The sequence below is a fragment of the Lactobacillus sp. ESL0701 genome (assembly GCF_029433445.1).
Classification (GTDB): domain Bacteria; phylum Bacillota; class Bacilli; order Lactobacillales; family Lactobacillaceae; genus Lactobacillus.
The window spans coordinates 1-22,681 of sequence record NZ_JAQTIC010000005.1; the positions used below are offsets into that span (position 1 = coordinate 1).

Consider the following 22,681-nt stretch of genomic DNA (forward strand, 5'->3'; position numbering starts at 1 on the left):
GGATGACGGTTTTGTAAAAAATCAAATTCCAGGTAGTAAACCACTTTTAGTGGAACTACGTCAAGAGAGTTGTGTTAGCGCATAGCTCTCTTTTTATAACCTCAATTATCTACGTTATAACGTATAAAGTCAAGCAGTAGACTGGGTGGGGAACTTGGAAGAAAAGTAAGGATAACGAATTAATTTGTGTATTTTAACGGATTTAATTGCCTGATTAAGAAAACTATTATAACTATGTCTTTAAGCATGGTATAATAACGGTAGAAACTAGTTAACTACGATTTTAGTAGTTGAAACGTGCAGGTGAGCTGATTACTTACAACGCGCGGTGACGATCTTAAAAGGATCGTCTTTTTTGTTTTATGGCAATTTAAATCAAATTTATGAAATCCCTTACAATATATTTAAAAAACAGTAGAAACTTATCACTTTGAAGTATAAACTATAATTTAATAAATATATTATTTGTTTTTTATGAGGTGTAGAGATGAAAAAAAACAAAAAAATAATAGTTAGTTTGGCAGCAGCAGTTTTGGCAACAACTTTAGCAGGCTCAACTATTTTTAATAATCAGGCTCACGCGGCACAAACTACTGACCAAACTCAAGATAAAACCGCAGCAAATGAAACATTAACATTAAATCATAATACCCGTATTTATAACAAAAAAGGGCAAAAGTTATATTCTTATCAAAGAACTAATGGTTTGCTTAAAAAGGGTACAACAATTGGCTATGCTAAGAAGGTTAAAGCAATAGATGATCCAAGTACAGTTAGATATTCATTTCATGATGATGACTGGAATTGGTGCTATTTACCATACAAGACAATTAAAGGACAAGAATATTATAGTATTGGGCATGGTGGCTATATTAAGGCTGTAAATGTTGATAAAATTAATGGCGATAAATTATTTGTTAATCAGATTACTGCTATTGTTAAAGATGAATTTTTAAAAAAGCCGACCGTATTAAATAGTGATGAAAGAACAATAAAATCAAATATTAAAATTGGGAAAAAAGTTATTGTAAATAGAGAAATAAATGTTTCTGATCTACTAAAGCGAAGTGATGGCGATGCTTCTTTATATGGCATTAAATCTGATACGAATAGTTATGTGCCATCATATGAAGTTAAAATAAATATAAAACACCCCTTGCTCCCTTATAGTAATTGTATGAAATTATTAATTGTTAATTCTACAAATTGTTACACAAGTAATGGTCAAAAATACGTTCAAATACATGATCCAAATAAAGAAATAATTATTGCTAATAGCACAAAAGAAAAATTTGCGACTACACCTTTACTTGAAAAAGGTAGGCAAATATCTGCGGACAAAGAAGTATATATTTATGTACCTGAAGAACAGAAAAAAGAAAAGTTTTATGAAATACATGATAATACAAGAACTTCAAGTAATAATATATCTTTATTCGTTAAAGCGTCAGATGTTAAATACATGTACGGCAAAAAGCTGTAAAAAATACTGTATTAATTAGAAAGTAAAATAGCAACAAAGTATAAATATACTTTGTTGCTATTTTACTTTCTCTGCGGCAGTTTATTAACTGCTAAGGGCAGACTGCTGCGGTCAACTAGGTTAGTAAAATTTTGGAACAGCCAGCGGCGTAATTCTGCGGGAGTAATGACTAAGGGCATGCGGTCATGAATTGGTGCCATGTTAGCATTGGGCTTAGTTGTTACCATTGAAAAATGCCCGCCTTGGTAAATTCCGGCAATTAAAGTTAGGGGCGCATTGGGGTCACGAAAACTGTAACGTTCATGATAAGTGTGCTGATTAACAGTATAAGTTTGACGTCCAGATTCCCAAAATTGCTTAGCAATAATAATGCATCGTGATTTAGCAAATGACTTATCCCACATTGAAGATTTAGTCTCAAAGAAGCGTTCAACACGAGCATTAAAAATCACTTTTTTGTTATCGACAGGACTAGGATAGCCCCAAGTTTTGGGCACTAATTGTAATTGATTATTTTGATAAAGCAGAATAGGGGCAGCGGCTTTAGGGAAGATCGGCTGACTTTGCGGCAGGTTAGCTGTTGGTTCAACTAATGGCAAGTTCAGGTCAGCGACTAAATATTTTTTGATTTCTGCCAAACTCGGCAGCTGGAATTGATTACACATTTTTCCTCTAGGTTTAATCATTGCTTGATTTTTGGTAAAATCAAGTATAGCTATTATATTAAATAAGATTTTAATTTTTAAAGAAGGCCAAAAAACAGATGGAAAAGAAAGTTATTCTAACAGGAGATCGCCCAACTGGCAAACTGCATATTGGGCACTACATCGGTTCATTGAAGAATCGAGTTATGCTCCAAAATTCAGGCAAATATCGTCCATTTATCATGATTGCTGACACGCAAGCCTTGACTGACAACGCGCGTAATCCTGAAAAGATTCGCAATAGTCTGATTCAAGTAGCCTTAGACTATTTGGCTGTGGGGATTGACCCAGAAATTTCGACGATTTTTGTGCAATCACAAATTCCGGCCTTGTTTGAATTAACCGCTTACTACATGGACTTAGTAACGGTTAGCCGCCTTGAACGCAACCCAACTGTTAAAACCGAAATCGGTCAAAAGGGCTTTAACGATTCAATTCCAGTTGGCTTTTTGAACTATCCAGTTTCACAAGCAGCTGATATTACGGCTTTTAAGGCATCGCTTGTTCCTGCTGGTGACGATCAAGAACCGATGATTGAGCAAGCCAGAGAAATTGTGCGCACCTTTAACCGGGTATATAACTGTGACGTGCTCGTTGAGCCGAAAGGTTACTTCCCAGAAGACGGCAGCGGTCGTTTGCCGGGGCTTGATGGCAATGCCAAGATGTCTAAATCATTAAACAACGCCATTTATTTATCAGATGATGCCGAAACGGTGCAAAAAAAGGTCATGTCAATGTACACTGATCCAGACCATATTCACGTTGAGGATCCGGGCAAGATTGAAGGCAACACTGTCTTTACTTATCTTGATATTTTTGATCCTGATAAAGATAAGGTAGCGCAATTGAAGGAAGATTACCAAAAGGGCGGTTTGGGTGACGTCAAAATTAAGCGTTACTTAAACAAGGTTTTGGAAGCTGAACTGGCACCAATTCGTGAACGCCGCGCTAAATTTGCGGAAGATGAAGCTGCTGTTTATGAAATGTTAATTGAGGGTTCAAAGAAGGCCAATGAAGTTGCCAATGAAACTTTACAGCAAGTTCGGTCGGCAATCGGCTTAAATTACTTTGATTAAGAGGTAAATACAATGCGTGATCGAATTCCGTGGAAGCAATATTTTATGATGCAGGCCTTAGTTATTGCCCAGCGTTCAACTTGTGATCGGGCACTTGTCGGCAATGTGCTGGTTAAAGATAACCGCATTATCGGAACTGGCTATAACGGTTCTGTTACTGGAGCACCACATTGTGATGATGTTGGGCATCAACTAGTTGATGGGCATTGCGTGCGGACAATTCATTCAGAAATGAATTCACTGATTCAATGTGCAAAAAATGGTGTTTCAACAGATAATACGGAAATTTATGTCACGCATTTTCCTTGTTATAATTGTGCTAAGGCCTTAGTTCAGGCTGGAGTCAAAAAAATTAACTATTATTTTGATTATCATGACAGTCCACTGGTAATTGCACTATTTAAAGATTGTGGGGTTCCCTATGAGCAAATTAAGATTGACCGTAAGTATGTGGAACAATTGGCGCATAAACTGGAAGAAGCTGAAAACTAAACTAATATTTGTTGCTGCTTTAGTCGGTCTTTTTTGTACAGTAACTGGTTTTGCGAATGCCAATATTCAGGATAACAGTCATCTTTTGGAGCATACGACTAAAGAACTGATTGTTGCTAAAAATGACCGTTATTGGCAAACTGGTGAGCAGCCCCAAATTATTGTGCGGACGCTTGATCGACTTGATAAATTAACACCGAATAATTTAGCAAAAGCCAAACGAACCGTCTTTATTGTTGTTGGAACTAAGGGTAAAAAGCGTAATGTACAAATCTATTCAAGTAAAGACTTGCATGGTGCCTTTACGGCAGATACGCGTGGTAGTATTATCCGATCACAATCAGAGCAATTGCGCAGCAGCAGTAAGGCTGAATTTAATAAGGGGTTGCGGTTTGTCTTTCGCGCTTGTGCAACGACGATTGACCAGCAATACCAGTATTCCTTTGACAAGTATGACTTAACTAATGATGAGCGCTCGCAAATTACCCATCCACACCGGTTGGCATTGCCGATTGCTCTAGCGTTAGTTATTGTTGTTGCTGGACTATACTACTTTTTCCGGCGTAATTTTCACCCCAAAAATCGCGCTCAAAAATAATAGTAACTCAATCAGTTGACTTGGTGTACAGTTATGGATTACACTCACTATGTAATTAAATAAACAAATAAACTGTTAGGTGAGACTCCTACGTGAACACACGCTATCGCCCAGAAACATCCAGAGATGCCAACGGGTTAAATAGGTGTCGTCGATTTAAGGCGAGATCCAGATAGCTAGCATGTGCTTACGTCACGTAGTGTTAAAACTGAACGACGAGTATATTATTATACATGATACCTTGTTTAAAAGAAGGTCGCCTGCAGCTTTTGCGTGCGGCTTTTTTTGTTTGTTTAAGATTTTAAATAAGGAGTGGTGAAAATGCTGAAAAAACCTAATGATGCGGCTGAAAGCAAGGACTTACAGCGGGTTAAAGCAATTGCTAAAGAGACACGTTCCGAAACTTTGGCGCGGCTCCACGCGAGCAGTAACGGGTTATCTAGTAAGCAAGCAGAAAAAAATCGTGAGGAATATGGCTCGAATGAGATTGCCTCAAACAAACACGATTCGAAGCTGCGATTTTTAGCTGAAGCCTTTATTACACCGTTTACTTTGGTGTTGTTAGTTTTGGCGACATTATCGTTATGTACCGACTATATTTTTGTTCCTGCTGGACAAAAAGACTTAAGTACCGTGCTGATTATGGTGACGATGGTACTGATATCCGGAATTACCAGTTTTATCCAAAATGTTAAGTCGTCTAACGCCGTTAATTCACTGCTGAAGATGGTGTCAGTGACAACGGATATTATCCGTGATGGCAAAGATCAGGAAATTCCGACTAATCAAGTAGTAGTTGGTGATGTTATTCGCTTAGCCGCTGGAGACCTAGTGCCAGCTGATATGCGGCTGCTTTCAAGTAAAGACTTGTTTTGCTCGTCAAGTTCTTTGAATGGTGAGTCTAGTCCAGTCGAGAAGATTGCCACTAAGCGTCCTAGTCTTGGGCAAGACCGTGATTATCTTGATTACCCTAATATTTTGTATGAGGGGACGACGATTGTTTCTGGCTCTGGGCGCGGTGTTGTCTTTGCGACTGGCTCGCATACCATGTTTGGTAAATTAGCGCATGATATTGCTAGAAATGATATTAAGAATACATCATTTGATGTCGGCATTAAAAACATTTCTAAATTGCTAATTACCATGACGGCAATTATTGCCCCACTGGTGTTCATTATTAACGGTTTAACTAAAGGCAATTGGATTGATGCCTTAATTTTCGCGATTGCAACGGCTGTTGGCTTGACGCCAGAAATGCTGCCGGTGATTGTGACTACTAACTTGGTCAAGGGTTCAATTGAGATGTCCAAGCACGGAACAATTGTCAAAAAGATGAATTCGATTCAGAACTTTGGTTCAGCTGATGTGCTCTGTACTGATAAGACGGGGACATTGACACAGGACAAGGTAGTCTTGGAACGACATTATGACTTAAATTTGCACGAAACGCCGAAGGTTTTGGAATTGGGCTACCTTAATTCCTATTATCAAACAGGAATGAAAAATCTGATTGATAAGGCGATTATTGAAGCTGCTGGCGATGAACTAGACATTAACGAAATTCAACGTGATTATAATAAGATTGACGAAATTCCGTTTGACTTTTCTAGACGCCGAATGAGTGTCGTCGTTGAAAATTCGGATCGTGAACATGGCGAACATCTTTTGGTAACCAAGGGTGCGGCTGAAGAAATGATGGCCGTTTCCAACCGGGTTGAAGTTGATGGCCAGATTTTGGCGTTAACACCGGAGCGTAAGCAAAAAGTCATGGCAAAGATTAACGACATGAATGATGATGGTTTGCGGGTCATTATGCTGGGGTATAAGCCTAATCCGGCTCCAGTTGGTGAGTTCTCTACTAAAGATGAGAGTAATTTGATTTTGTGTGGCTTTTTAGCCTTCCTTGATCCGCCAAAAGAAAGTGCCAAGAATGCCTTAGCCAAGTTAAAGCGTGATGGTATTAATGTCAAAATCTTAACGGGTGATAATGAAGCTGTTACCAGAACTGTCGGTCTGCAAGTTGGTCTTAACGTTGATACTGTATATTCTGGTGCTGATTTGGATGGTAAAAGTCCGCAAGAATTGGCTAAGATGGTTGAGGAATGCAATATTTTTGTCAAATTGTCACCAGAAGATAAGACGAAGATTATTAATTTGCTCAAGCAAAATGGTCACACAGTTGGTTATATGGGTGATGGCATTAATGATGCTCCCGCAATGAAAGCTGCTGATGTTTCGATTTCGGTTGATACGGCAGTTGATATTGCTAAGGAGTCAGCTGATATTATTTTGCTCCATAAAGACCTCAATGTTCTAGAAAAGGGCGTCAGAATTGGTCGTAAGGTCTTTGGCAATACGATGAAATATATCAAGATTACCTTGTCCTCGAACTTTGGGAATATCTTGTCAATTTTGGTTGCGTCGTCGTTTCTACCGTTTCTACCAATGCTCCCGCTGCAGCTCTTAATCCTAGACTTGCTATATGGTACTAGCTGTTTATCATTGCCATTTGACACAATGTCAGACGAATATTTGAAGCAGCCGCGGACTTGGTCGACTAAGAAGTTGCCGAAGTTTATGTTCTACTTTGGTCCAACCTCATCGGTCTTTGATATTGTGACGTTTGCGGTATTGTACTTCATCATTTGTCCTAAGCTTGTGGGCGGTAATTACAATGCAATTTCGCCAGCTCAACAGGCTGCCTTTATTGCCTTGTTCCATACAGGCTGGTTCATTGAATCGCTCTGGACTCAAGAAATGGTTATTCACGCATTGCGTGACCGGCACTTACCGTTTATTGGGCAGCATGCAACTTATGCGGTTATCTTGGCAACCTTCGGCGCTGGGATTATCGGAACATTGTTGCCATTCTCGGATGTTGCTGGTGCACTTAAGTTTGGACCAATGCCACTAAGCTATATGTGGATAGTACTGGGAATTTTGATTTTCTATATTTTACTAACAACAATTGTTAAGCACTTTTATTTAAAGGACGAAAAATTCTTAATTTAAGGGTTACTGCAAAAAGCGACTTAGATTTTTATCTAAGTCGCTTTTTTGTGTATTCATTAAGGGTGAGTTTGCTTTCTATCTGTTATAGTGTTACAACATAATAGTACAGTAAAACTATCAGGTTATTATTTTAGAAAGGGATACGATGAAATTAAAGAACTTAACAGTTAAATATGGTAAGCAGGTTTCCTTAGATAATTTAAGTGTTGAATTTACAAATAATGGCAAGATTATTGGTGTTCTTGGTGAAAATGGTGCCGGTAAAACAACCCTAATCAATGTCATACTAGGAAGATTGAATCGCTTTAAAGGAACAAGAATAGTCGATGAAAGCATTGCTTATATGCCCGATCGCTTTTTTCTTTATGAAAATATGCGCGTTAAGCAGGCAATAAAATTATTTAAGCAATCTTTTTCTGATTTTGATGAAGCGCGCGCTTTAAAAATACTCGCTCATTTTAAACTTGATCCTAATATGAAAATTCACGATGGCTCTAAAGGTAATCATGAAGCAATCCATTTAGCATTAATTTTGTCGCGGAACACGGACTTCTATGTGCTGGATGAGCCATTATCGTCAATTGATCCAATCAATCGGGCAGCCTTTATTGAGGCAATTAAAAACTATCGAAGAAAAGACAGTACAGTCTTGATTGTTACTCACTTGTTGCGTGACTTGGGCAGCATGTTTGACGAGATAATCTTGATGAGAAATGGTCACTTGATTTTGCAAGATACTAAAAAGAATATCTTGAATAAATATAGCAGTCTTGAAGAAGCTTACTTTGAGGAGGTAGGAAGATGAGAGCATATCTTAGTGTAAGACTGAGGAAAATTCTGCCGCTATTTATCATTTCAATTGGAATTGAAATTGTTTTTTGGCTGCTTAGAATTGCCAAGCCCAATAATGCGTCAATTTCTGAAATTCATGATTTATGGTACGCTGCGATTACGGCAATTATCTTATTTGTAACGACATACCAGCTAATTAAAATTTATTATCTGGGTAGCGATGATTTGATAAACATTTTGCCGTTTTCTAATGAACTGCTGACTTTGATTGAATTAGTAATCTATTCTGGATTAACAACAGTTTTGGGAATTGTTTATCAAGAAATAAATGTTTATAAGTCTGGTGTCAAACTGGATGTTGGGCAGTATTTATTTAGTAAGTTGATATCATTGTTAAGCTTTTATATGTTGCTTTTTGCTTTTGCGATGATTTTTAAGAATATTAGAAAAGTTGTTGTCGGTGAATCGTTAATCTTAATTGCGACTGTCTTAGTTATTGCACTTGAAATTTTCCTTTTTTGGCAAATTGAAAAATCCCAGACAGTTCATTTTATGATTGGAATATCTTCGCCAGATGCGCAAATTCATGTGGTTTATTTAAATATTTTGCCATATAGCTTTTATGGACAAAGTTCTGCTGCCACTCATAATCTAGTTAATCTGGGCTATCTCATAAACGGAATTAGTACAGTTGTATCAGGATTAATTGTGATTTTGTGGTCTAAGATTGTTAAATTGAATTATCTAAATTTGGTCGCCTAACTAAAAAAGTCCAGAATTTCTGGACTTTATTATTTTATTTGTGAAGAATATTGTTAAATTATTAATGAAACAAAAATGAAATTATACCATAAAAATCCTCATACTACGATTTTCAAGCTATCTTAGTGTAGTATAATGAACTGAAAACAAATAAATCCTAAGGAGAAACAAATATGGCTGACAAAAAAACTTTTTATGTTACCACCCCAATCTATTATCCATCTGGCCGCTTGACGATCGGTAATGCATACACGACAATTGCTGCTGACACAATTGCGCGTTACAAGCGTAGTCAAGGCTATGATACTTTCTTTTTAACTGGGACTGATGAACACGGTTTAAAGATTGAACAAAAGGCTGAAAAGCAGGGCATTAAGCCGCAAGAGTTCGTGGATAACATGGTTGTCATGTATAAAAAGTTGTGGAAGAGTCTTGATATTTCTTACGACAAGTTCATTCGGACAACTGACGAAGAACACGTTAAGAGTGTACAAAAGATTTTTGAAAAGCTATTAAAGCAAGGCGACATCTACCTTGGCGAATACACTGGTTGGTATTCAGTTGAAGATGAGGAATACTTCACTGAATCGCAATTAGCAGAAGTTTACAAAGATGATGCTGGCAACGTAATTGGTGGTAAGGCGCCATCAGGTCACGAAGTTCAATTGGTTAAGGAACCATCATACTTTTTCAAGATGAGTAAGTATGCCGACCGTCTGCAGCAATACTACAAGGATCATCCTGACTTTATCTTGCCTCATTCTCGTGAAAAAGAAATGGTTAATAACTTCTTAAAGCCAGGTCTAGAAGACTTATCAGTCACGCGGACGACGGTTTCTTGGGGGATTCCAGTACCAAGTGATCCTAAGCACGTGGTTTATGTCTGGATTGATGCTTTATCAAACTATATTACGGCATTAGGTTATGGTTCTGACGATGATTCCTTATTTAAGAAATATTGGCCAGCTGATGTTCATTTGGTTGGTAAAGAAATTGTTCGCTTCCATACAATTTATTGGCCAATTATGTTGATGGCACTGGATTTGCCGCTGCCAGAACATGTTATTGGTCATGGCTGGGTGCTAATGAAGGATGGCAAGATGTCCAAGTCCAAGGGTAATGCTGTTTATCCAGAATCAATCACTAGCCGTTATGGTGTTGATGCCTTGCGGTACTACTTGATGCGGGCATTGCCATTTGGTTCAGATGGTGTCTTCACTCCAGAAGATTTTGTTGAGAGAGTTAATTATGATTTGGCTAATGATTTGGGCAACTTGCTTAACCGGACTGTTTCAATGATTAACCAATATCAGAATGGTCATGTTGCTCCAGTTGCTTTAGAGCAAAACGAATTAGGTAAACAATTGGCTGCGGCTGCAGAAGAAACGATTGCCGACTACAAGAAGAATATGGATAAGCTTTACTTTACCCAAGCAATTGAGGGCATTTGGAAGTTTATTGGTCGTGCCAACAAGTATATTGATGAAACAACACCGTGGGCTTTGAACAAGGAAGGCAAGAAGGAAGAACTATCTTTAGTAATGTCCAACTTAGCTGAAAGTTTACGAATTGTTGCCTTATTAATTGCCCCAATTATGACTAGAACACCAGTAGAGATGTTTAGACAACTTGGTTTAAACTGGGAAAATGATGACCAAAAGAAACTAGCCTTTGGTGACTGCGCTTGGGATGTTAAGGTAACAGAAAAGCCAACGCCAATTTATCCACGCTTAAAGCCAGAAGAAGAAGTTAAGTACATTAAGGATGAGATGGCTAAGGCCAAGCCAAAGAAGCAAAGCCGCAGTGAACAAGGCAAAGACCCAGAAATTACCATTGATGATTTTGACAAGGTTAAGATTCAAGTTGGTAAAATTCTGTCAGTTGAGCCAGTTCAAGGATCAAGCAAGTTATTAAAATTCCAGCTTGACTTTGGCAATGGTGACGAACGGCAAATTTTGAGTGGAATCCGTAAGTATTATCCAAATGCTAGTGAATTACTTGATCGCAAAGTATTAGCCGTAACTAACTTGAAGCCGCGTAAGATGCTTGGTCAACTTAGTCAAGGAATGCTGCTATCTAGCGAAAAGAATGGTGAGGTTAAGTTAGCCTTAGTCGGCGATGAACACGAAGTTGGGGCTCAATTAGGTTAATGGAATTAATTGATAACCATACGCACTTGCAGAATGAACCATTTCGTGGCAAAGAAGAATTTTACATTGACCGAGCTAAAGAGCTTGGTGTTATAAAGATGATTTGCGCGGGGCAAGACCCAGAGTTTAATAAGCGGGCAATTGACCTTAGTCAACGCTTTGATAACGTCTATGCCATGGTTGGTTATTGCCCTGATGTTGCTAAAGATTACAATCAAGAAGCAGAAGATTTACTGATTGAACAATTGCAGACTCCTGGTGTTGTTGCCATGGGCGAAATTGGGCTTGATTATTATTGGGATGAATCTCCAAGAGATAAGCAGCGTGAAGTTATGGCGCGGCAAATTGAGGTGGCTCATGAATTACACTTGCCAGTTGATATTCATACGCGGGATGCTTTTAGCGACTGCTATGATATTTTGCAAAATAGCAACCTTGAATATGGTGCGATTTTACATAGTTTTAATGGAAATCTTACTTGGCTCAAGAAGTTCATGGAGCTAAATGTTTGTTTTTCTTACTCCGGTGTAGTTTCCTTTACTAAGGCAACCGAAGTCCATGAGTCTGCCAGACAAACGCCGCTTGACCGCTTGTTGATTGAGACGGATGCGCCTTTTTTGACGCCGAAACCTTATCGCGGTAGACAAAACGAGCCAGGCAACGTTTATTATGTGGCTCAGGCAATTGCCGAACTGAAAGATATTCCAATAGAAGAAGTTGCTGCGGCAACTTATGCAAATACTGTGAGAGTTTATGGTCTTAACTAAAAAACAATTTAATGCAGTTGTGGTCGTTGAGGGAAAGGACGACACAATTCGACTGAAGCAATTTTTCCCAGGGATTGAAACAATTGAAACTAACGGTTCAGATGTGCCCCAAGCGGTTTTAACTGAATTGCAGGAACTAATTAAAAAGCGAGACGTCATCGTGTTGACCGATCCTGATTTAAATGGCGAACGCATTCGCCGGTTAGTAACTGAAGCAGTTCCTAATGCTAAACAAGCTTTTATTACTCGTAAAGAAGGCGTCCCGCAAAAACGGGGCAATTCACTAGGCGTTGAACATGCATCAAAAGGAGCTTTAACGCGGGCTTTAAGTGATCTTCACGAGGTTAAATTAGATCAGAGTGATTTAACTAAAGAAGCATACCAGCAGTTAGGGTTAGCAAGTGGACAAGGTTCACGCAAATTGCGTGAGCAAGTGGGAATTAAATTGCGTGTGGGCTACGGCAATGCCAAGCAATTTTATAAGCGGCTGCATACCTTTGGGGTAACACTGGCAGAATTAACTGCGGCAGTTGAGGAGGCAAAAGATGAATAATGAGATTCCTATTGGCTCGCCGATAAGGACGCAGGCAATAATTAACCGTTATTTTGTTAAGGCGAAGAAAAATCTGGGACAGAACTTCTTAGTTGATCTGGCTGCAATCCAAGGAATTGTGCAGGCAGCGCAAATTCAACCTGGTGACCAGGTAATTGAGATTGGTCCGGGGATTGGCTCGTTAACTGAACAATTGCTCATTGCTGGGGCAAAGGTCTTTGCCTATGAGGTTGATGATGATTTGCCAGAAATCTTGAACAATGAATTACCCAAACAAATTAACGGCGTGCCAATTAAGGAACGTTTTGAGTTAATGATGAAGGATATTTTGCAGGCTGATTTTAAAGAAGACTTAAAAGACTTCTTTGACTTAACTAAGCCAATTAAGGTAGTTGCGAATTTACCATATTACATCACGACGCCAATTATTTTCTTCTTGAATGAATCTGAATTGAATTTTGCTAGTCTTACTTTAATGATGCAAAAAGAGGTGGCAGATCGTTTGGGTGCTCAGCCTGGCTCTAAAGCATACGGTCCGCTTTCAATTGCCGTGCAAATTGAGATGAATGTAACTGAAGCTTTAACCGTAAAAAGTACTTCCTTTATTCCGCGGCCCAAAGTTGATTCAAGTGTGGTCGTCTTGACACCGTTGACGCAAAAGCCTGATGTTGGCGATGCGAAGCACTTTAATTGGGTAGTCAAAATGTGTTTTGCCCAACGTCGTAAAACATTGAATAATAACTTAAAAAACTTGATTCCTGATGCCGCTGAAAGAGCACAACTAATTGCATCTTTAGGAGTTGACGCGCGTATTCGCCCTGAGCAACTTTCAATTGCGCAATTTGCGCAAATAGCGGCAGCCATTAAGTAGCAATAATTACATAATTTTGTTCGGTAATTACGAAAAGTAATTGAAATATTTGTCATAATGTAGTAAAATACCGAACAAAGGAGTTGTTATTTAGTGCCAACATCAATTATTACCATTAAACATGAGTTAGATTCACATTTAGGTGATCCTTTAACAGTAGTCGCAAGAGCCGGTCGGAAGAAGATAACTAAGAGACGGGGAATTTTAAGAGAAACATTTCCTGCAGTCTTTGTTGTTGATTTAGACCAAGATCAAAATAATTTTAAGCATGTTTCTTATAGTTATACTGATTTGTTAACCAAAAATATTACATTAAAATTTGATGATGGGGCTAGTGCGGCCGAAGCATAATTTATAAAAGTAAATTTTTTTGGCATTGACATTTTGTAAAATGTTGGTGCCTTTTTTTATGGCTTAGAGTATAGTAATTAAAAGCAAAAAAGCAAACATTAGGAAGGAGAAATTATGAAACGTTCAGAGAGATTAGTTGATATGACTAAGCGGTTAATGGAACGACCACACGAATTAATTCCGTTGCCGTTTTTTGCCAAGCAATATGGTGCCGCAAAGTCGTCAATTTCTGAAGATTTAGCCATTTTGAAGCACACTTTAGCTGCTAATCAAGATGGGATTTTGGAGACAGTTGCTGGGGCTGCCGGTGGGGTAAGGTATGTTCCTTTTTGGGGGAAGAAGCATGCGCAAAATTACCTAACAGACTTAGCTGCGCGGATTGAAGATCCAAACCGAATTTTGGCAGGAGGTTTTGTTTACCTGTCTGATATTTTGGGTGATCCACAAGAATTGGAACGAATTGGTAAATTAATCGCTACTCGTTATGCTTATTCAAACATTGACGTTGTCATGACTATTGAAACCAAGGGAATTGCCTTGGCGCAAGCAGTTGCACGCTACTTGAATGTTCCGTTCATTATTGCCCGCAAGCGTTCAAAGGTCACAGAAGGTGCGACTGTATCTGTCAACTATATTTCTTCGTCACTTGATCGCGTGTCCAAGATGGAATTACCAACTCGGGTATTAAATGAAAATTCTAATGTTTTGCTTGTGGATGACTTTATGATGGCCGGTGGGACACTGACGGGGATGCAGCAATTAGTTAAGGAATTTAACAGTAATATTGCTGGAATTTGTGTCTTGTGTGAGGCCGACTTTGATGATGTTAAGTTAATTGAAGGTCACCTTTCTTTAGTGAAAATTAAAAAGGTTGACGCTGCCAAACGAGTTATTTTGGCTGAACCGGGTAATTTTGTGGTACATACCGATTTTAACCGCTTTTAGTATTAAATGATATACTGTAATCTAGTTGTAATTTAAGAATAGAACGAGGTTAATTTAATGAAGAAGTTTGTAGTTGTTCTTGCTGCTGGCAAGGGTACCCGCATGAAATCCAAGTTGTACAAAGTTTTGCACCAAGTTTGCGGCAAGACAATGGTTGAGCATGTTGTTGAGTCTGCTCAAGCAATCAATCCCGATAAAATTGTGACCGTTGTTGGTAACGGTGCTGAAGAAGTTGAAAAAGTATTGGCTGGCAAGTCAGAATTTGCCCTGCAAAAGCAGCAATTAGGTACTGGTGATGCGGTCTTAACAGCGCAAGAGCAATTAGCAGGTCAAGATGGTGCCACACTGGTGATTACTGGTGACACCCCGCTGTTTACCAGTCAAACTTTTCAGAGTCTGTTTGACTATCACCAAAAAAAGGGTAATGCGGCGACTGTTTTAACGGCGCAAGCACCTAATCCTTATGGTTATGGTCGGATTATTCGTGATGATCAAGACAATGTTTTGCGAATTGTCGAACAAAAAGATGGTAGTCATGAAGAACTCAAGGTTAAAGAAATTAACACGGGCGTGTTCTGCTTTGATAACCAAAAGCTTTTTGCGGCTCTAAGACAGGTTACAAACCATAATGCTCAAGGTGAATATTACTTAACCGATGTTTTGGAAATTTTGCGTAACAGCGGCGAACGCGTTGGTGCTTATAAGATGCCTGACTTTAGTGAAAGTCTGGGTGTGAATGATAGAATTGCCTTAGCACAAGCCAGCAAAATTATGCAAAAACGGATTAATAAGGAACACATGCGTAATGGCGTGACTTTTGTTGACCCAGAAACTGCCTATATTGATACTGATGTTACAATTGGTAATGATACGGTAATTGAGGCCAATGTTGTTATTAAAGGTAAAACAACAATTGGCAGTGATTGCTTGATTACTTCTGGTTCCAGAATTGTGGATACTAAGATTGGCAACGATGTGACGGTAACTTCATCTACACTTGAAGAGGCACAGATGGACGACCACACTGATATCGGTCCTAATTCGCACCTGCGGCCGAAGGCAATAATTCGTGAGGGTGCGCACATTGGTAATTTTGTCGAGATTAAAAATGCGGAAATTGGGCAAAATTCCAAGGTAGGTCACTTAACCTATGTTGGTGATGCTACCTTAGGTAGGGATGTTAATGTAGGCTGCGGTACTATCTTTGCTAATTATGATGGTGTTCAAAAAGATCATACTAATGTTGGCGATCGTGCCTTTATTGGTTCTGGGACAACCTTAATTGCTCCGGTTAATGTGGCTGATCATGCCTTTGTAGCTGCTGACTCAACGATTACTAAAGACGTTGCTAAGTACGATATGGCGATTGCTCGCGGACGGCAAGTTAATAAACCGGATTATTGGCATAAGTTACCTTTATCTAATGATGAGGATTGGCAATAATAGTTTTTGGTGTCCTATAAGCGTTAATTAACTTTGCGTTTGTAGGGCATTTTGTGTAATTAAATTAATTTGTCTTAAGAATGAATAACAATAATTTACTTAGTAAGTTTTTAGGTTACAATAGAGGCTGAATATTTTCGAAGATACAGTGTGAGGTAAAATATATGAAATTTAATCATAAGTTAATGGTAGTTTCGGCTGCAGTATTAATTGGTGCTGGACCAGTTGTTAGTGGACTGCAGACAACTACTGTACAAGCAGCTAAGAAGGCTACGACTAATAAGACCACCTCTAAGAAGGGGACAATTCAATTTAGTCATAATGCTTATGTTTATGATAAGAATGGCAAGCGTTTGAAGAAGTACATGGGTAGTGCTAAGTACACCACGATTGCTAAGGGTATAACTGTTAATTATACTGGCAAAAAGACAATTAACGGTACATTATATTACGGACTAGGCAACGGTGCTTTTGTAAAGGCGGGTAATGTTGGTTATGTTGATGGGCAAAAAGTGACAACTTCTACTCCTGCTACGTCAACAGTTACAGCAACACTTAAGAGTAACGCCTACATTTATGATGCTAACGGCAAGACTGACAAGAAAAAGATTAAAAAAGGTGCTAAGGTTACTGTTGACCAATTAATTTACATTGGTTCTAAGCTTTATTACCGAATTAGCGGTCAAAGCAATCAATTCATCAAGTCGAGCAACGTAGCATCAACTTCTGCTAAATTAAAGCCAGTTAATACCAAGCCTGAACAAAAGCCTTCTAAACCAGCTGATAATACTAATCAAACTGGGGCAACGGTGATTACGTTGGGTCGCAATGCGTATATTTATGATGGTCAAGGCAATACGAACAAAAAATTGGTCAAAAAAGGCCAACAAGTTACTGTTGATCAATTAAAATATATTGGCAGTAAACTTTATTACCGAATTAATGACAGCAATTACCCAGGTAAGGATCAATGGATTAAGAAGAGCAATGTTAGTGTAGTTACTGGCAGCCAATTAAAGCCAGAAAACAGCCAACCTGCTGCTGATGACAATGCAACTATAATTACTTTGGGACGTGACAGCAATGTTTATAACGCCCAAGGGGTTGCACAAAAAAATAATACTTTTCCTAAAGGTCACACGGCGCGGGTAACTGAATTACGTTATATTTGGGTTACTGCCGATAATAAGGCAGAATTGTTCTATGCTTTGCAAAGTGACAAGAATGGCTACATCAAAGACGATGACGTCAGCGGGATTAGTGGTGCTAAATTGACACCAGTAAATACCCCACAAGCTGCTCAAGAAGCAATTACAGTAGCTACTGCTACTGATAAAGGCGACTTGCAAACTGCTTTGAACCAAGATTCAACCGTTAAGAGTAGTGACACTTATAAGTTATCTGCTAAATCTTTGCGTGATGCTTATGATACTGCTTCTTCAGATGCCAGCCAAGTTAATAGTTCACAAACTGCAACTATTGGTCAAGTTAAGGATGCCTTAGCTAAATTGACAGCTGCCAAGAGTGCGCTTAATGGTAAAAAAGTAGTAGTCACTGATTTGAACAATTTAACAGTTGCTGAAGGTAATCAAATTGTTCAATTGGTTGCAAGTGTTAACGATGTTGCCACAAGTGCCGTACAATTTAGTAATAACAATACTACTTTGACAATTAGCGGTGCAAATGGTTTCCAACAAACATTAAATATTGCAGATTATGCAACAACTGCTAAATAATTAACTAAAATAAATTAAGCACCATCATAATTTTGATGGTGCTTTTTTGTTGTCATAAAAATATGGTAAGATTAAATAGCATTGGTATTGAAAAAGAGGAAAAAATGATAGGTTTTTCAATCTACTTGGGCGAGGATTTGACTGCTCAAGATTATAATTACTTAATTGCAATGCGGAATGCTGGTTTCGCAGTTGTTTTTACGTCATTGCATATTCCAGAAGATGACGCGCAAGTTGTGCTTCAGCGTTTAAATGTGCTGACTAAGTGGTGCCGCAATCTTGATCTTGACGTGATTGCAGATGTGTCTAAGATTGGCTTGGCAAGATTAGGCGTGATGATTGAAGATGTTACACAGGTCAAGGCATTGAACTTAACAGGTTTAAGAATTGATGATGGCGTTGATTTTAGCATTGTTGCTAAATTGTCAAAAGAAATGCCACTTGCCCTAAATGCCAGTACACTTAGCAATCAAGATATTGCTTCTTTGCGTGAGCATGGTGCTGATTTTGATCATCTTGAAGCTTGGCACAATTATTATCCACGTCCTGAAACCGGTCTTGACCGTGCATGGCTAAGTAAAAGAAACATTTGGCTGCACCAAAATGGTCTAAAGACGATGGCTTTTGTTGCAGGGGACCATTTTAAACGAGGTCCAATTGGGGCGGGGCTTCCTACTTTAGAAGAGCAGCGTGATGAAAATCCACTGGCTGCTATGTTAGAATTACAAAAATTAGGTTGCGATCACGTCTTTATTGGTGATCCTAGTCTTAAGCCAAGTACAATTACTAGTTTTACCAATTATTTAAAGCATGATGCCATTACTCTGCATGTAACTGAAGCTCCTGAGAAATTAATAGCTCAAAAATGGCATAATCGTCCCGATGTTGCGCGGGATGTTATCCGCTTAGTTGAAGGCAGAACAAGGCAGCTATTTAACGTGGAGCCGCAGTCTAAGATTGCGGCGCGACCAAAGGGGACGATTACTTGCGATAATCGCCGTTATTTGCGTTACCAAGGCGAATTACAGGTAACTAAGATCAATCTACCGGCAGACGAGCGGGTAAACGTCTTAGGCCATGTAATAGTGGCTGATTTGCCGCTTTTAGCACAAGTTGATGCCAATCAGGCGATCATTTTCGAAAAAGTTAATCAAGCATAAAAAGGTGCATTACCTGAATTGGGGGTAATGCACTTTTTTAGCAGCAAACTTTCTTAAACAGCATGGAAAAATTTATTCAAAGAATAGAGTGGAAGGATGAGCTAGTATAAAAAGTGCTCAAAGTTATTATTAATGTATAAATTATACGTATGCCATTATATGTTGGGTTTTTAAAAGTTCCACTTAGAAAAACTGTATAAAAAAGTTTACCTAGAGATTAAGTCTTTACTTGCGCATAATACTTCTCTCTTAACATAAATTGTAGCACTCTCTTGGCTTAAAGCGTACATATTTTTTCAAAATAACATTAGAAACTAAAAATAGTTTAATGTATTTTTATTAATAAGCTTAAAGTGGCAAGCATATTTTGTATAAGCGAAAATTATAAAATAACACTAATAGATGATTGTATTTGATGATCTTTTTATTGTATACAAGAAAATATAATTTTAATTTATAACTTTTAAGCTATATTTCCTAATTTGCAGGTATTTGTAATCGTTAACTTAATATTGATTACTGTGGTAAAGAAAAATATATATTTTAAATTTTATTAAGTACTGAAAATGGAGTCCTAATAGAATAAGCTAATAGCTTGGAGAAATAGCTACCTTGGTATAGTATTCTTAACCTTGAATACTATGAAAATAATTATCAAATGATATTATTTGAAGTTGAAATATATTTTTTTGTGTTTTATAATGAAAACGAATTCATAACTATATGATATTTATATTTATATATTGCAATATTATGACTTGATTTAATCGCTTTAATTATAAATAACTTGTTAAAATAAATTTGTAGAATGTCGGGTGGAAAAATGAATTTTAAAAATCGGGTGGAAGCGATACGCAGATATTTAACAACTTCGGAAACAAAAATAGCTGATTATATTTTGCAAAATCCTAAAAAAGCCGTCAAATTAAGCATCAATGAGTTAGCGCGAGCTTCGCAAACTAGTGCGGCAACTGTTTCACGACTAGTAAAAAGTTTGCAGATAGAATCTTATCCGGCAATGAAAGTAATGATTTCGGTTGATTTGGCCGGTCAAAAGGATCAGGACACTGATGAAAAATTGGATATTTCAGCTAATGACTCATTTACCGAGATTTGTAATAAGTTGCTGAAAAATGAAATTGAAAATTTGAAGCACACTAAGGAATTATTGCAAGAAGGTATTTGCCAAGGCGTGGTTGCTCGTTTACTCAAGACAGAAACAATTTATGTCTTTGGAGTTGGTGCATCCGCGTTAGCCGCGCGAAATATTTATCAAAAATGGTCCCGTATTGGTTATAACGTGGTTTACGAGGATGATATTAATGTCTTGCTGGCACAGTTAGCTAATGCAACCAAGGCAGATACTTTGTGGCTAATTTCTAATTCTGGTGAAACACCAGAATGTATTTATTTGGCTGATTATGCTTACCAAAATCACATTTTTACGATTTCGTTAACGATGTTTGGGCAGAATAGTTTGGTCAAAAAAACCAAGTTAGCATTGACGACATGTAAACCAATCGAACCGGATGTGCGAGTCGGTGCAACTAATTCAATTACTGGTCAATTTTATATAATTGACGTGCTGTTTTACCTGTATTTTAGTCGCGATTTTGACCGCAGCTTAAAAGCGGTAACTTCTTCTAGTCAAGGGGTGGAGAATTACCGCAAAATTTTCAAAATCAAGTAATCTCTGAAATTGGTATAATCCAATGACTTACTGATATATACCAATTTAAAAATAAAATTGTAAATTGGTCTAAATAAGTTTATACTGATTTTGATTTAATAGGGAGGCAAAAAATGAGTTCAGATAAATATACCGAAATGGGTAAAGAAATTTATGCCCACATCGGTGGTATTGAAAATGTCGCAACTTTATATCATTGTATGACGCGAATTCGAATTGCGATTAGAGATATGAATAAGGTTGATCTTGCGGGGCTAAAGAAGATAGATGGCGTGCTCGGCGTTGTCGAAAGTGAAACGCTGGAGATTGTTCTGGGACCGGGAGTTAACACTAAGGTCGCACAAAGTATGGTTGACGCAGCTGGAGTGAAAGAGAATGATCCCTTTCCTCAAGGCGCAACTTCTAGTAAAGTTAGTTCTTATGAGCAGGACAAAAACGATGTCATGGCTAAGGCTAATGAGGTTCATGCAGCCCATAAGGCGAGTCTGAAGAAAACCTGGTGGCGTGCCGCACTGCAACATATTTCGGCTATCTTTATTCCGTTAATTCCAGCATTTATCGGTGCGGGGTTGATTTCTGGTTTATCCGGAATTATGAAGAATATGCTGACGGCCAAGATGTTGCCGGTAAGCTGGACATTGGCAATTACCGTGTTAGGTGTTTTGTCTAGCGGTTTATTCACTTATTTAAATATCTTTGTTGGAATTAATGCTGCCAAAGAATTTGGCGCAACACCAGGTCTTGGTGGAATTATCGGTGGGATTGTAATGCTTCCGGGTATTATTCCGCCAGTAACAATTCCCAATATCTTTGATAAACAGCCACTTGCTGCAGGACAAGGTGGGATTATCGGCGTCTTGCTGTCGGTGTGGCTATTATCTTATGTTGAAAAATACTTCCACCGCCACATTGCCGATTCGGTTGATATTATCTTCACTCCGTTTTTGACATTGTTGATTATGGGTCTGTTTACCATTTTTATTACGATGCCAATTGCTGGTTGGATCTCTAACTCATTAGTTGGTGGGATCAACTGGGTATTAAGAGTTGGCGGACCAATTGCTGGGTTCATTTTAGGATTGGTCTTCTTGCCAATGGTTATGCTGGGCTTGCACCAAATCTTAACGCCAATTCACTTGCAAATGATTCAAAAGATGGGCTACACGCCACTGCTGCCAATTTTGGCAATGGCTGGCGGCGGTCAAGTTGGTGCTGCCATTGCTTTGTGGGTTAAATGCCGCAAGAACAAGCAGTTAACTAAATTAATCAAGGGTGCGTTGCCAGTTGGAATCTTGGGCGTTGGTGAGCCGTTAATTTACGGTGTTTCACTTCCTCTTGGTCGACCATTTATTACTGCCTGCATCGGTGGTGGTATTGGCGGTGCTGTCTTAGGTGCCTTTGGTAATGTCGGCGCAATTGCGATTGGGACTTCAGGTGTTGCCTTAATTCCGTTAATTGCCCACAACATGTGGTTGAAGTACGTGATTGGTCTTCTTGCTGCTTATCTTGGTGGTTTTATTGCTACTTACTTCTTCGGTGTTCCTAAGATCGCGATGGTTGCTAAAAATGAGGATGGTTCACTGGTTGAACCAGTTAAGGAAATGCCAGCTGCAAGTCAACCTCAGAGTGTGACGGTTAACTTTGTTAGTCCAGTAAGTGGTGAACTTGAAGAATTAACTGCTGTTAACGACGATGTTTTTTCACAAAAAATGGTCGGAGATGGCTATGCGGTTATTCCAGAAGACGGCAAGATTGTGGCACCAGTTGATGGCACAATTGTTACGGTAATGGCTACTAAACATGCGATTACAATGACCACAACTAATGGCAATTTGGAAATCCTGTTACATTTTGGAATAGATACTGTGGACTTAAAGGGAGCTCCTTTTGAAATTAAAGTCAAAGAGGGACAAACTGTTAAACGTGGGACTGTTTTAGCGCAAATGGATATTGCAGCAGTCAAGGAAGCTGATAAAGATCCCGTTGTGATGACGATTGTGACTAATATGGATCATGTTAAACAAATGTCTGCTATTGTACCTGGCAAAGTTAACGCAGATCAAAATGTTATTACGGTAAAAACTAAGTAGGTAATT

Annotated in this window: 19 protein-coding genes and 1 riboswitch; of the genes, 18 read left to right on the forward strand and 1 reads right to left on the reverse strand. The window is 38.5% G+C overall.

All coding sequences use genetic code 11. The features are described 5' to 3' along the window. Nucleotides 1–487 precede the first annotated feature (487 nt). Nucleotides 488–1,483: an SLAP domain-containing protein gene (locus PT281_RS04615; RefSeq protein WP_277152488.1), complete on the forward strand. Its 996-nt coding sequence runs from the start codon at nucleotides 488–490 to the stop codon at nucleotides 1,481–1,483. Between the two features lie 62 nt (nucleotides 1,484–1,545). Here the strand turns inward: PT281_RS04615 and PT281_RS04620 are convergent, their stop codons facing one another. Next, complete coding sequence (locus PT281_RS04620; protein WP_277152693.1) at nucleotides 1,546–2,148, reverse strand: SOS response-associated peptidase family protein; 603 nt, start codon at nucleotides 2,146–2,148, stop codon at nucleotides 1,546–1,548. Nucleotides 2,149–2,246: 98 nt separating this feature from the next. Between PT281_RS04620 and trpS the strand changes: the two genes are divergently transcribed. From trpS to PT281_RS04705, 17 genes are all read left to right on the forward strand, one after another. Beyond that, nucleotides 2,247–3,263 carry a tryptophan--tRNA ligase gene (gene trpS / locus PT281_RS04625; RefSeq protein ID WP_277152490.1) on the forward strand — a complete coding sequence of 339 codons (1,017 nt, stop codon included), beginning with the start codon at nucleotides 2,247–2,249 and terminating at the stop codon, nucleotides 3,261–3,263. 12 nt (nucleotides 3,264–3,275) lie between these two features. Further along, complete coding sequence (locus PT281_RS04630; RefSeq protein WP_277152492.1) at nucleotides 3,276–3,755, forward strand: deaminase; 480 nt, start codon at nucleotides 3,276–3,278, stop codon at nucleotides 3,753–3,755. Then, on the forward strand, nucleotides 3,685–4,353 hold the full coding sequence (locus PT281_RS04635; protein WP_277152494.1) for a TPM domain-containing protein: 669 nt from the start codon (nucleotides 3,685–3,687) through the stop codon (nucleotides 4,351–4,353). Before PT281_RS04630 ends, PT281_RS04635 begins: the two co-directional genes overlap by 71 nt. 64 nt (nucleotides 4,354–4,417) lie before the next feature. Beyond that, a riboswitch (M-box (ykoK) riboswitch) is annotated at nucleotides 4,418–4,581 on the forward strand. A 93-nt stretch (nucleotides 4,582–4,674) separates the two neighbouring features. Further along, nucleotides 4,675–7,365: a magnesium-translocating P-type ATPase gene (gene mgtA / locus PT281_RS04640; protein ID WP_277152496.1), complete on the forward strand. Its 2,691-nt coding sequence runs from the start codon at nucleotides 4,675–4,677 to the stop codon at nucleotides 7,363–7,365. A gap of 145 nt (nucleotides 7,366–7,510) precedes the next feature. Then, entirely contained in the window at nucleotides 7,511–8,170 is a 660-nt protein-coding gene (locus PT281_RS04645) for an ABC transporter ATP-binding protein (RefSeq protein ID WP_277152497.1), read from the forward strand. Continuing rightward, nucleotides 8,167–8,919, forward strand: coding sequence for a hypothetical protein (locus PT281_RS04650; RefSeq protein ID WP_277152499.1), 753 nt, complete (start codon nucleotides 8,167–8,169; stop codon nucleotides 8,917–8,919). Before PT281_RS04645 ends, PT281_RS04650 begins: the two co-directional genes overlap by 4 nt. Nucleotides 8,920–9,092: 173 nt before the next feature. After that, nucleotides 9,093–11,069 carry a methionine--tRNA ligase gene (gene metG, locus PT281_RS04655; RefSeq protein WP_277152501.1) on the forward strand — a complete coding sequence of 659 codons (1,977 nt, stop codon included), beginning with the start codon at nucleotides 9,093–9,095 and terminating at the stop codon, nucleotides 11,067–11,069. Beyond that, nucleotides 11,069–11,836, forward strand: coding sequence for a TatD family hydrolase (locus tag PT281_RS04660; protein WP_277152503.1), 768 nt, complete (start codon nucleotides 11,069–11,071; stop codon nucleotides 11,834–11,836). Before metG ends, PT281_RS04660 begins: the two co-directional genes overlap by 1 nt. Beyond that, on the forward strand, nucleotides 11,823–12,389 hold the full coding sequence (rnmV, locus tag PT281_RS04665; protein ID WP_277152505.1) for a ribonuclease M5: 567 nt from the start codon (nucleotides 11,823–11,825) through the stop codon (nucleotides 12,387–12,389). Before PT281_RS04660 ends, rnmV begins: the two co-directional genes overlap by 14 nt. After that, nucleotides 12,382–13,260, forward strand: a complete 879-nt coding sequence (gene rsmA, locus PT281_RS04670; RefSeq protein WP_277152507.1) for a 16S rRNA (adenine(1518)-N(6)/adenine(1519)-N(6))-dimethyltransferase RsmA — start codon at nucleotides 12,382–12,384, stop codon at nucleotides 13,258–13,260. Before rnmV ends, rsmA begins: the two co-directional genes overlap by 8 nt. Before the next feature lie 93 nt (nucleotides 13,261–13,353). Continuing rightward, nucleotides 13,354–13,611: a Veg family protein gene (locus PT281_RS04675; RefSeq protein WP_277152509.1), complete on the forward strand. Its 258-nt coding sequence runs from the start codon at nucleotides 13,354–13,356 to the stop codon at nucleotides 13,609–13,611. A gap of 114 nt (nucleotides 13,612–13,725) precedes the next feature. Further along, a complete protein-coding gene (gene purR / locus PT281_RS04680; RefSeq protein WP_277130489.1) occupies nucleotides 13,726–14,556 on the forward strand; it encodes a pur operon repressor in 831 nt (276 codons plus the stop codon). A gap of 57 nt (nucleotides 14,557–14,613) precedes the next feature. Next, the gene (gene glmU / locus PT281_RS04685; protein ID WP_277152510.1) at nucleotides 14,614–15,999 is read left to right on the forward strand and encodes a bifunctional UDP-N-acetylglucosamine diphosphorylase/glucosamine-1-phosphate N-acetyltransferase GlmU; all 1,386 of its coding nucleotides are present in this window, start codon (nucleotides 14,614–14,616) and stop codon (nucleotides 15,997–15,999) included. A 164-nt stretch (nucleotides 16,000–16,163) separates the two neighbouring features. Then, nucleotides 16,164–17,735: an SLAP domain-containing protein gene (locus tag PT281_RS04690; protein ID WP_277152512.1), complete on the forward strand. Its 1,572-nt coding sequence runs from the start codon at nucleotides 16,164–16,166 to the stop codon at nucleotides 17,733–17,735. A gap of 104 nt (nucleotides 17,736–17,839) precedes the next feature. Next, nucleotides 17,840–18,895, forward strand: a complete 1,056-nt coding sequence (locus PT281_RS04695; RefSeq protein WP_277152514.1) for a MupG family TIM beta-alpha barrel fold protein — start codon at nucleotides 17,840–17,842, stop codon at nucleotides 18,893–18,895. 823 nt (nucleotides 18,896–19,718) lie between these two features. Beyond that, a complete protein-coding gene (locus tag PT281_RS04700) occupies nucleotides 19,719–20,585 on the forward strand; it encodes a MurR/RpiR family transcriptional regulator (protein ID WP_277152515.1) in 867 nt (288 codons plus the stop codon). 113 nt (nucleotides 20,586–20,698) lie between these two features. Continuing rightward, nucleotides 20,699–22,675 carry a glucose PTS transporter subunit IIA gene (locus PT281_RS04705; RefSeq protein ID WP_277152516.1) on the forward strand — a complete coding sequence of 659 codons (1,977 nt, stop codon included), beginning with the start codon at nucleotides 20,699–20,701 and terminating at the stop codon, nucleotides 22,673–22,675. The last annotated feature ends 6 nt before the right edge of the window (nucleotides 22,676–22,681 follow it).

Coding starts and splice junctions, on each gene's coding strand:
- PT281_RS04615 (WP_277152488.1), top strand. CDS start 488: ATGAAAAAAAACAAAAAAATAATAGTTAGTTTGGCAGCAGCAGTTTTG.
- PT281_RS04620 (WP_277152693.1), bottom strand. CDS start 2,148: ATGTGTAATCAATTCCAGCTGCCGAGTTTGGCAGAAATCAAAAAATAT.
- trpS (WP_277152490.1), top strand. CDS start 2,247: ATGGAAAAGAAAGTTATTCTAACAGGAGATCGCCCAACTGGCAAACTG.
- PT281_RS04630 (WP_277152492.1), top strand. CDS start 3,276: ATGCGTGATCGAATTCCGTGGAAGCAATATTTTATGATGCAGGCCTTA.
- PT281_RS04635 (WP_277152494.1), top strand. CDS start 3,685: ATGAGCAAATTAAGATTGACCGTAAGTATGTGGAACAATTGGCGCATA.
- mgtA (WP_277152496.1), top strand. CDS start 4,675: ATGCTGAAAAAACCTAATGATGCGGCTGAAAGCAAGGACTTACAGCGG.
- PT281_RS04645 (WP_277152497.1), top strand. CDS start 7,511: ATGAAATTAAAGAACTTAACAGTTAAATATGGTAAGCAGGTTTCCTTA.
- PT281_RS04650 (WP_277152499.1), top strand. CDS start 8,167: ATGAGAGCATATCTTAGTGTAAGACTGAGGAAAATTCTGCCGCTATTT.
- metG (WP_277152501.1), top strand. CDS start 9,093: ATGGCTGACAAAAAAACTTTTTATGTTACCACCCCAATCTATTATCCA.
- PT281_RS04660 (WP_277152503.1), top strand. CDS start 11,069: ATGGAATTAATTGATAACCATACGCACTTGCAGAATGAACCATTTCGT.
- rnmV (WP_277152505.1), top strand. CDS start 11,823: ATGGTCTTAACTAAAAAACAATTTAATGCAGTTGTGGTCGTTGAGGGA.
- rsmA (WP_277152507.1), top strand. CDS start 12,382: ATGAATAATGAGATTCCTATTGGCTCGCCGATAAGGACGCAGGCAATA.
- purR (WP_277130489.1), top strand. CDS start 13,726: ATGAAACGTTCAGAGAGATTAGTTGATATGACTAAGCGGTTAATGGAA.
- glmU (WP_277152510.1), top strand. CDS start 14,614: ATGAAGAAGTTTGTAGTTGTTCTTGCTGCTGGCAAGGGTACCCGCATG.
- PT281_RS04690 (WP_277152512.1), top strand. CDS start 16,164: ATGAAATTTAATCATAAGTTAATGGTAGTTTCGGCTGCAGTATTAATT.
- PT281_RS04695 (WP_277152514.1), top strand. CDS start 17,840: ATGATAGGTTTTTCAATCTACTTGGGCGAGGATTTGACTGCTCAAGAT.
- PT281_RS04700 (WP_277152515.1), top strand. CDS start 19,719: ATGAATTTTAAAAATCGGGTGGAAGCGATACGCAGATATTTAACAACT.
- PT281_RS04705 (WP_277152516.1), top strand. CDS start 20,699: ATGAGTTCAGATAAATATACCGAAATGGGTAAAGAAATTTATGCCCAC.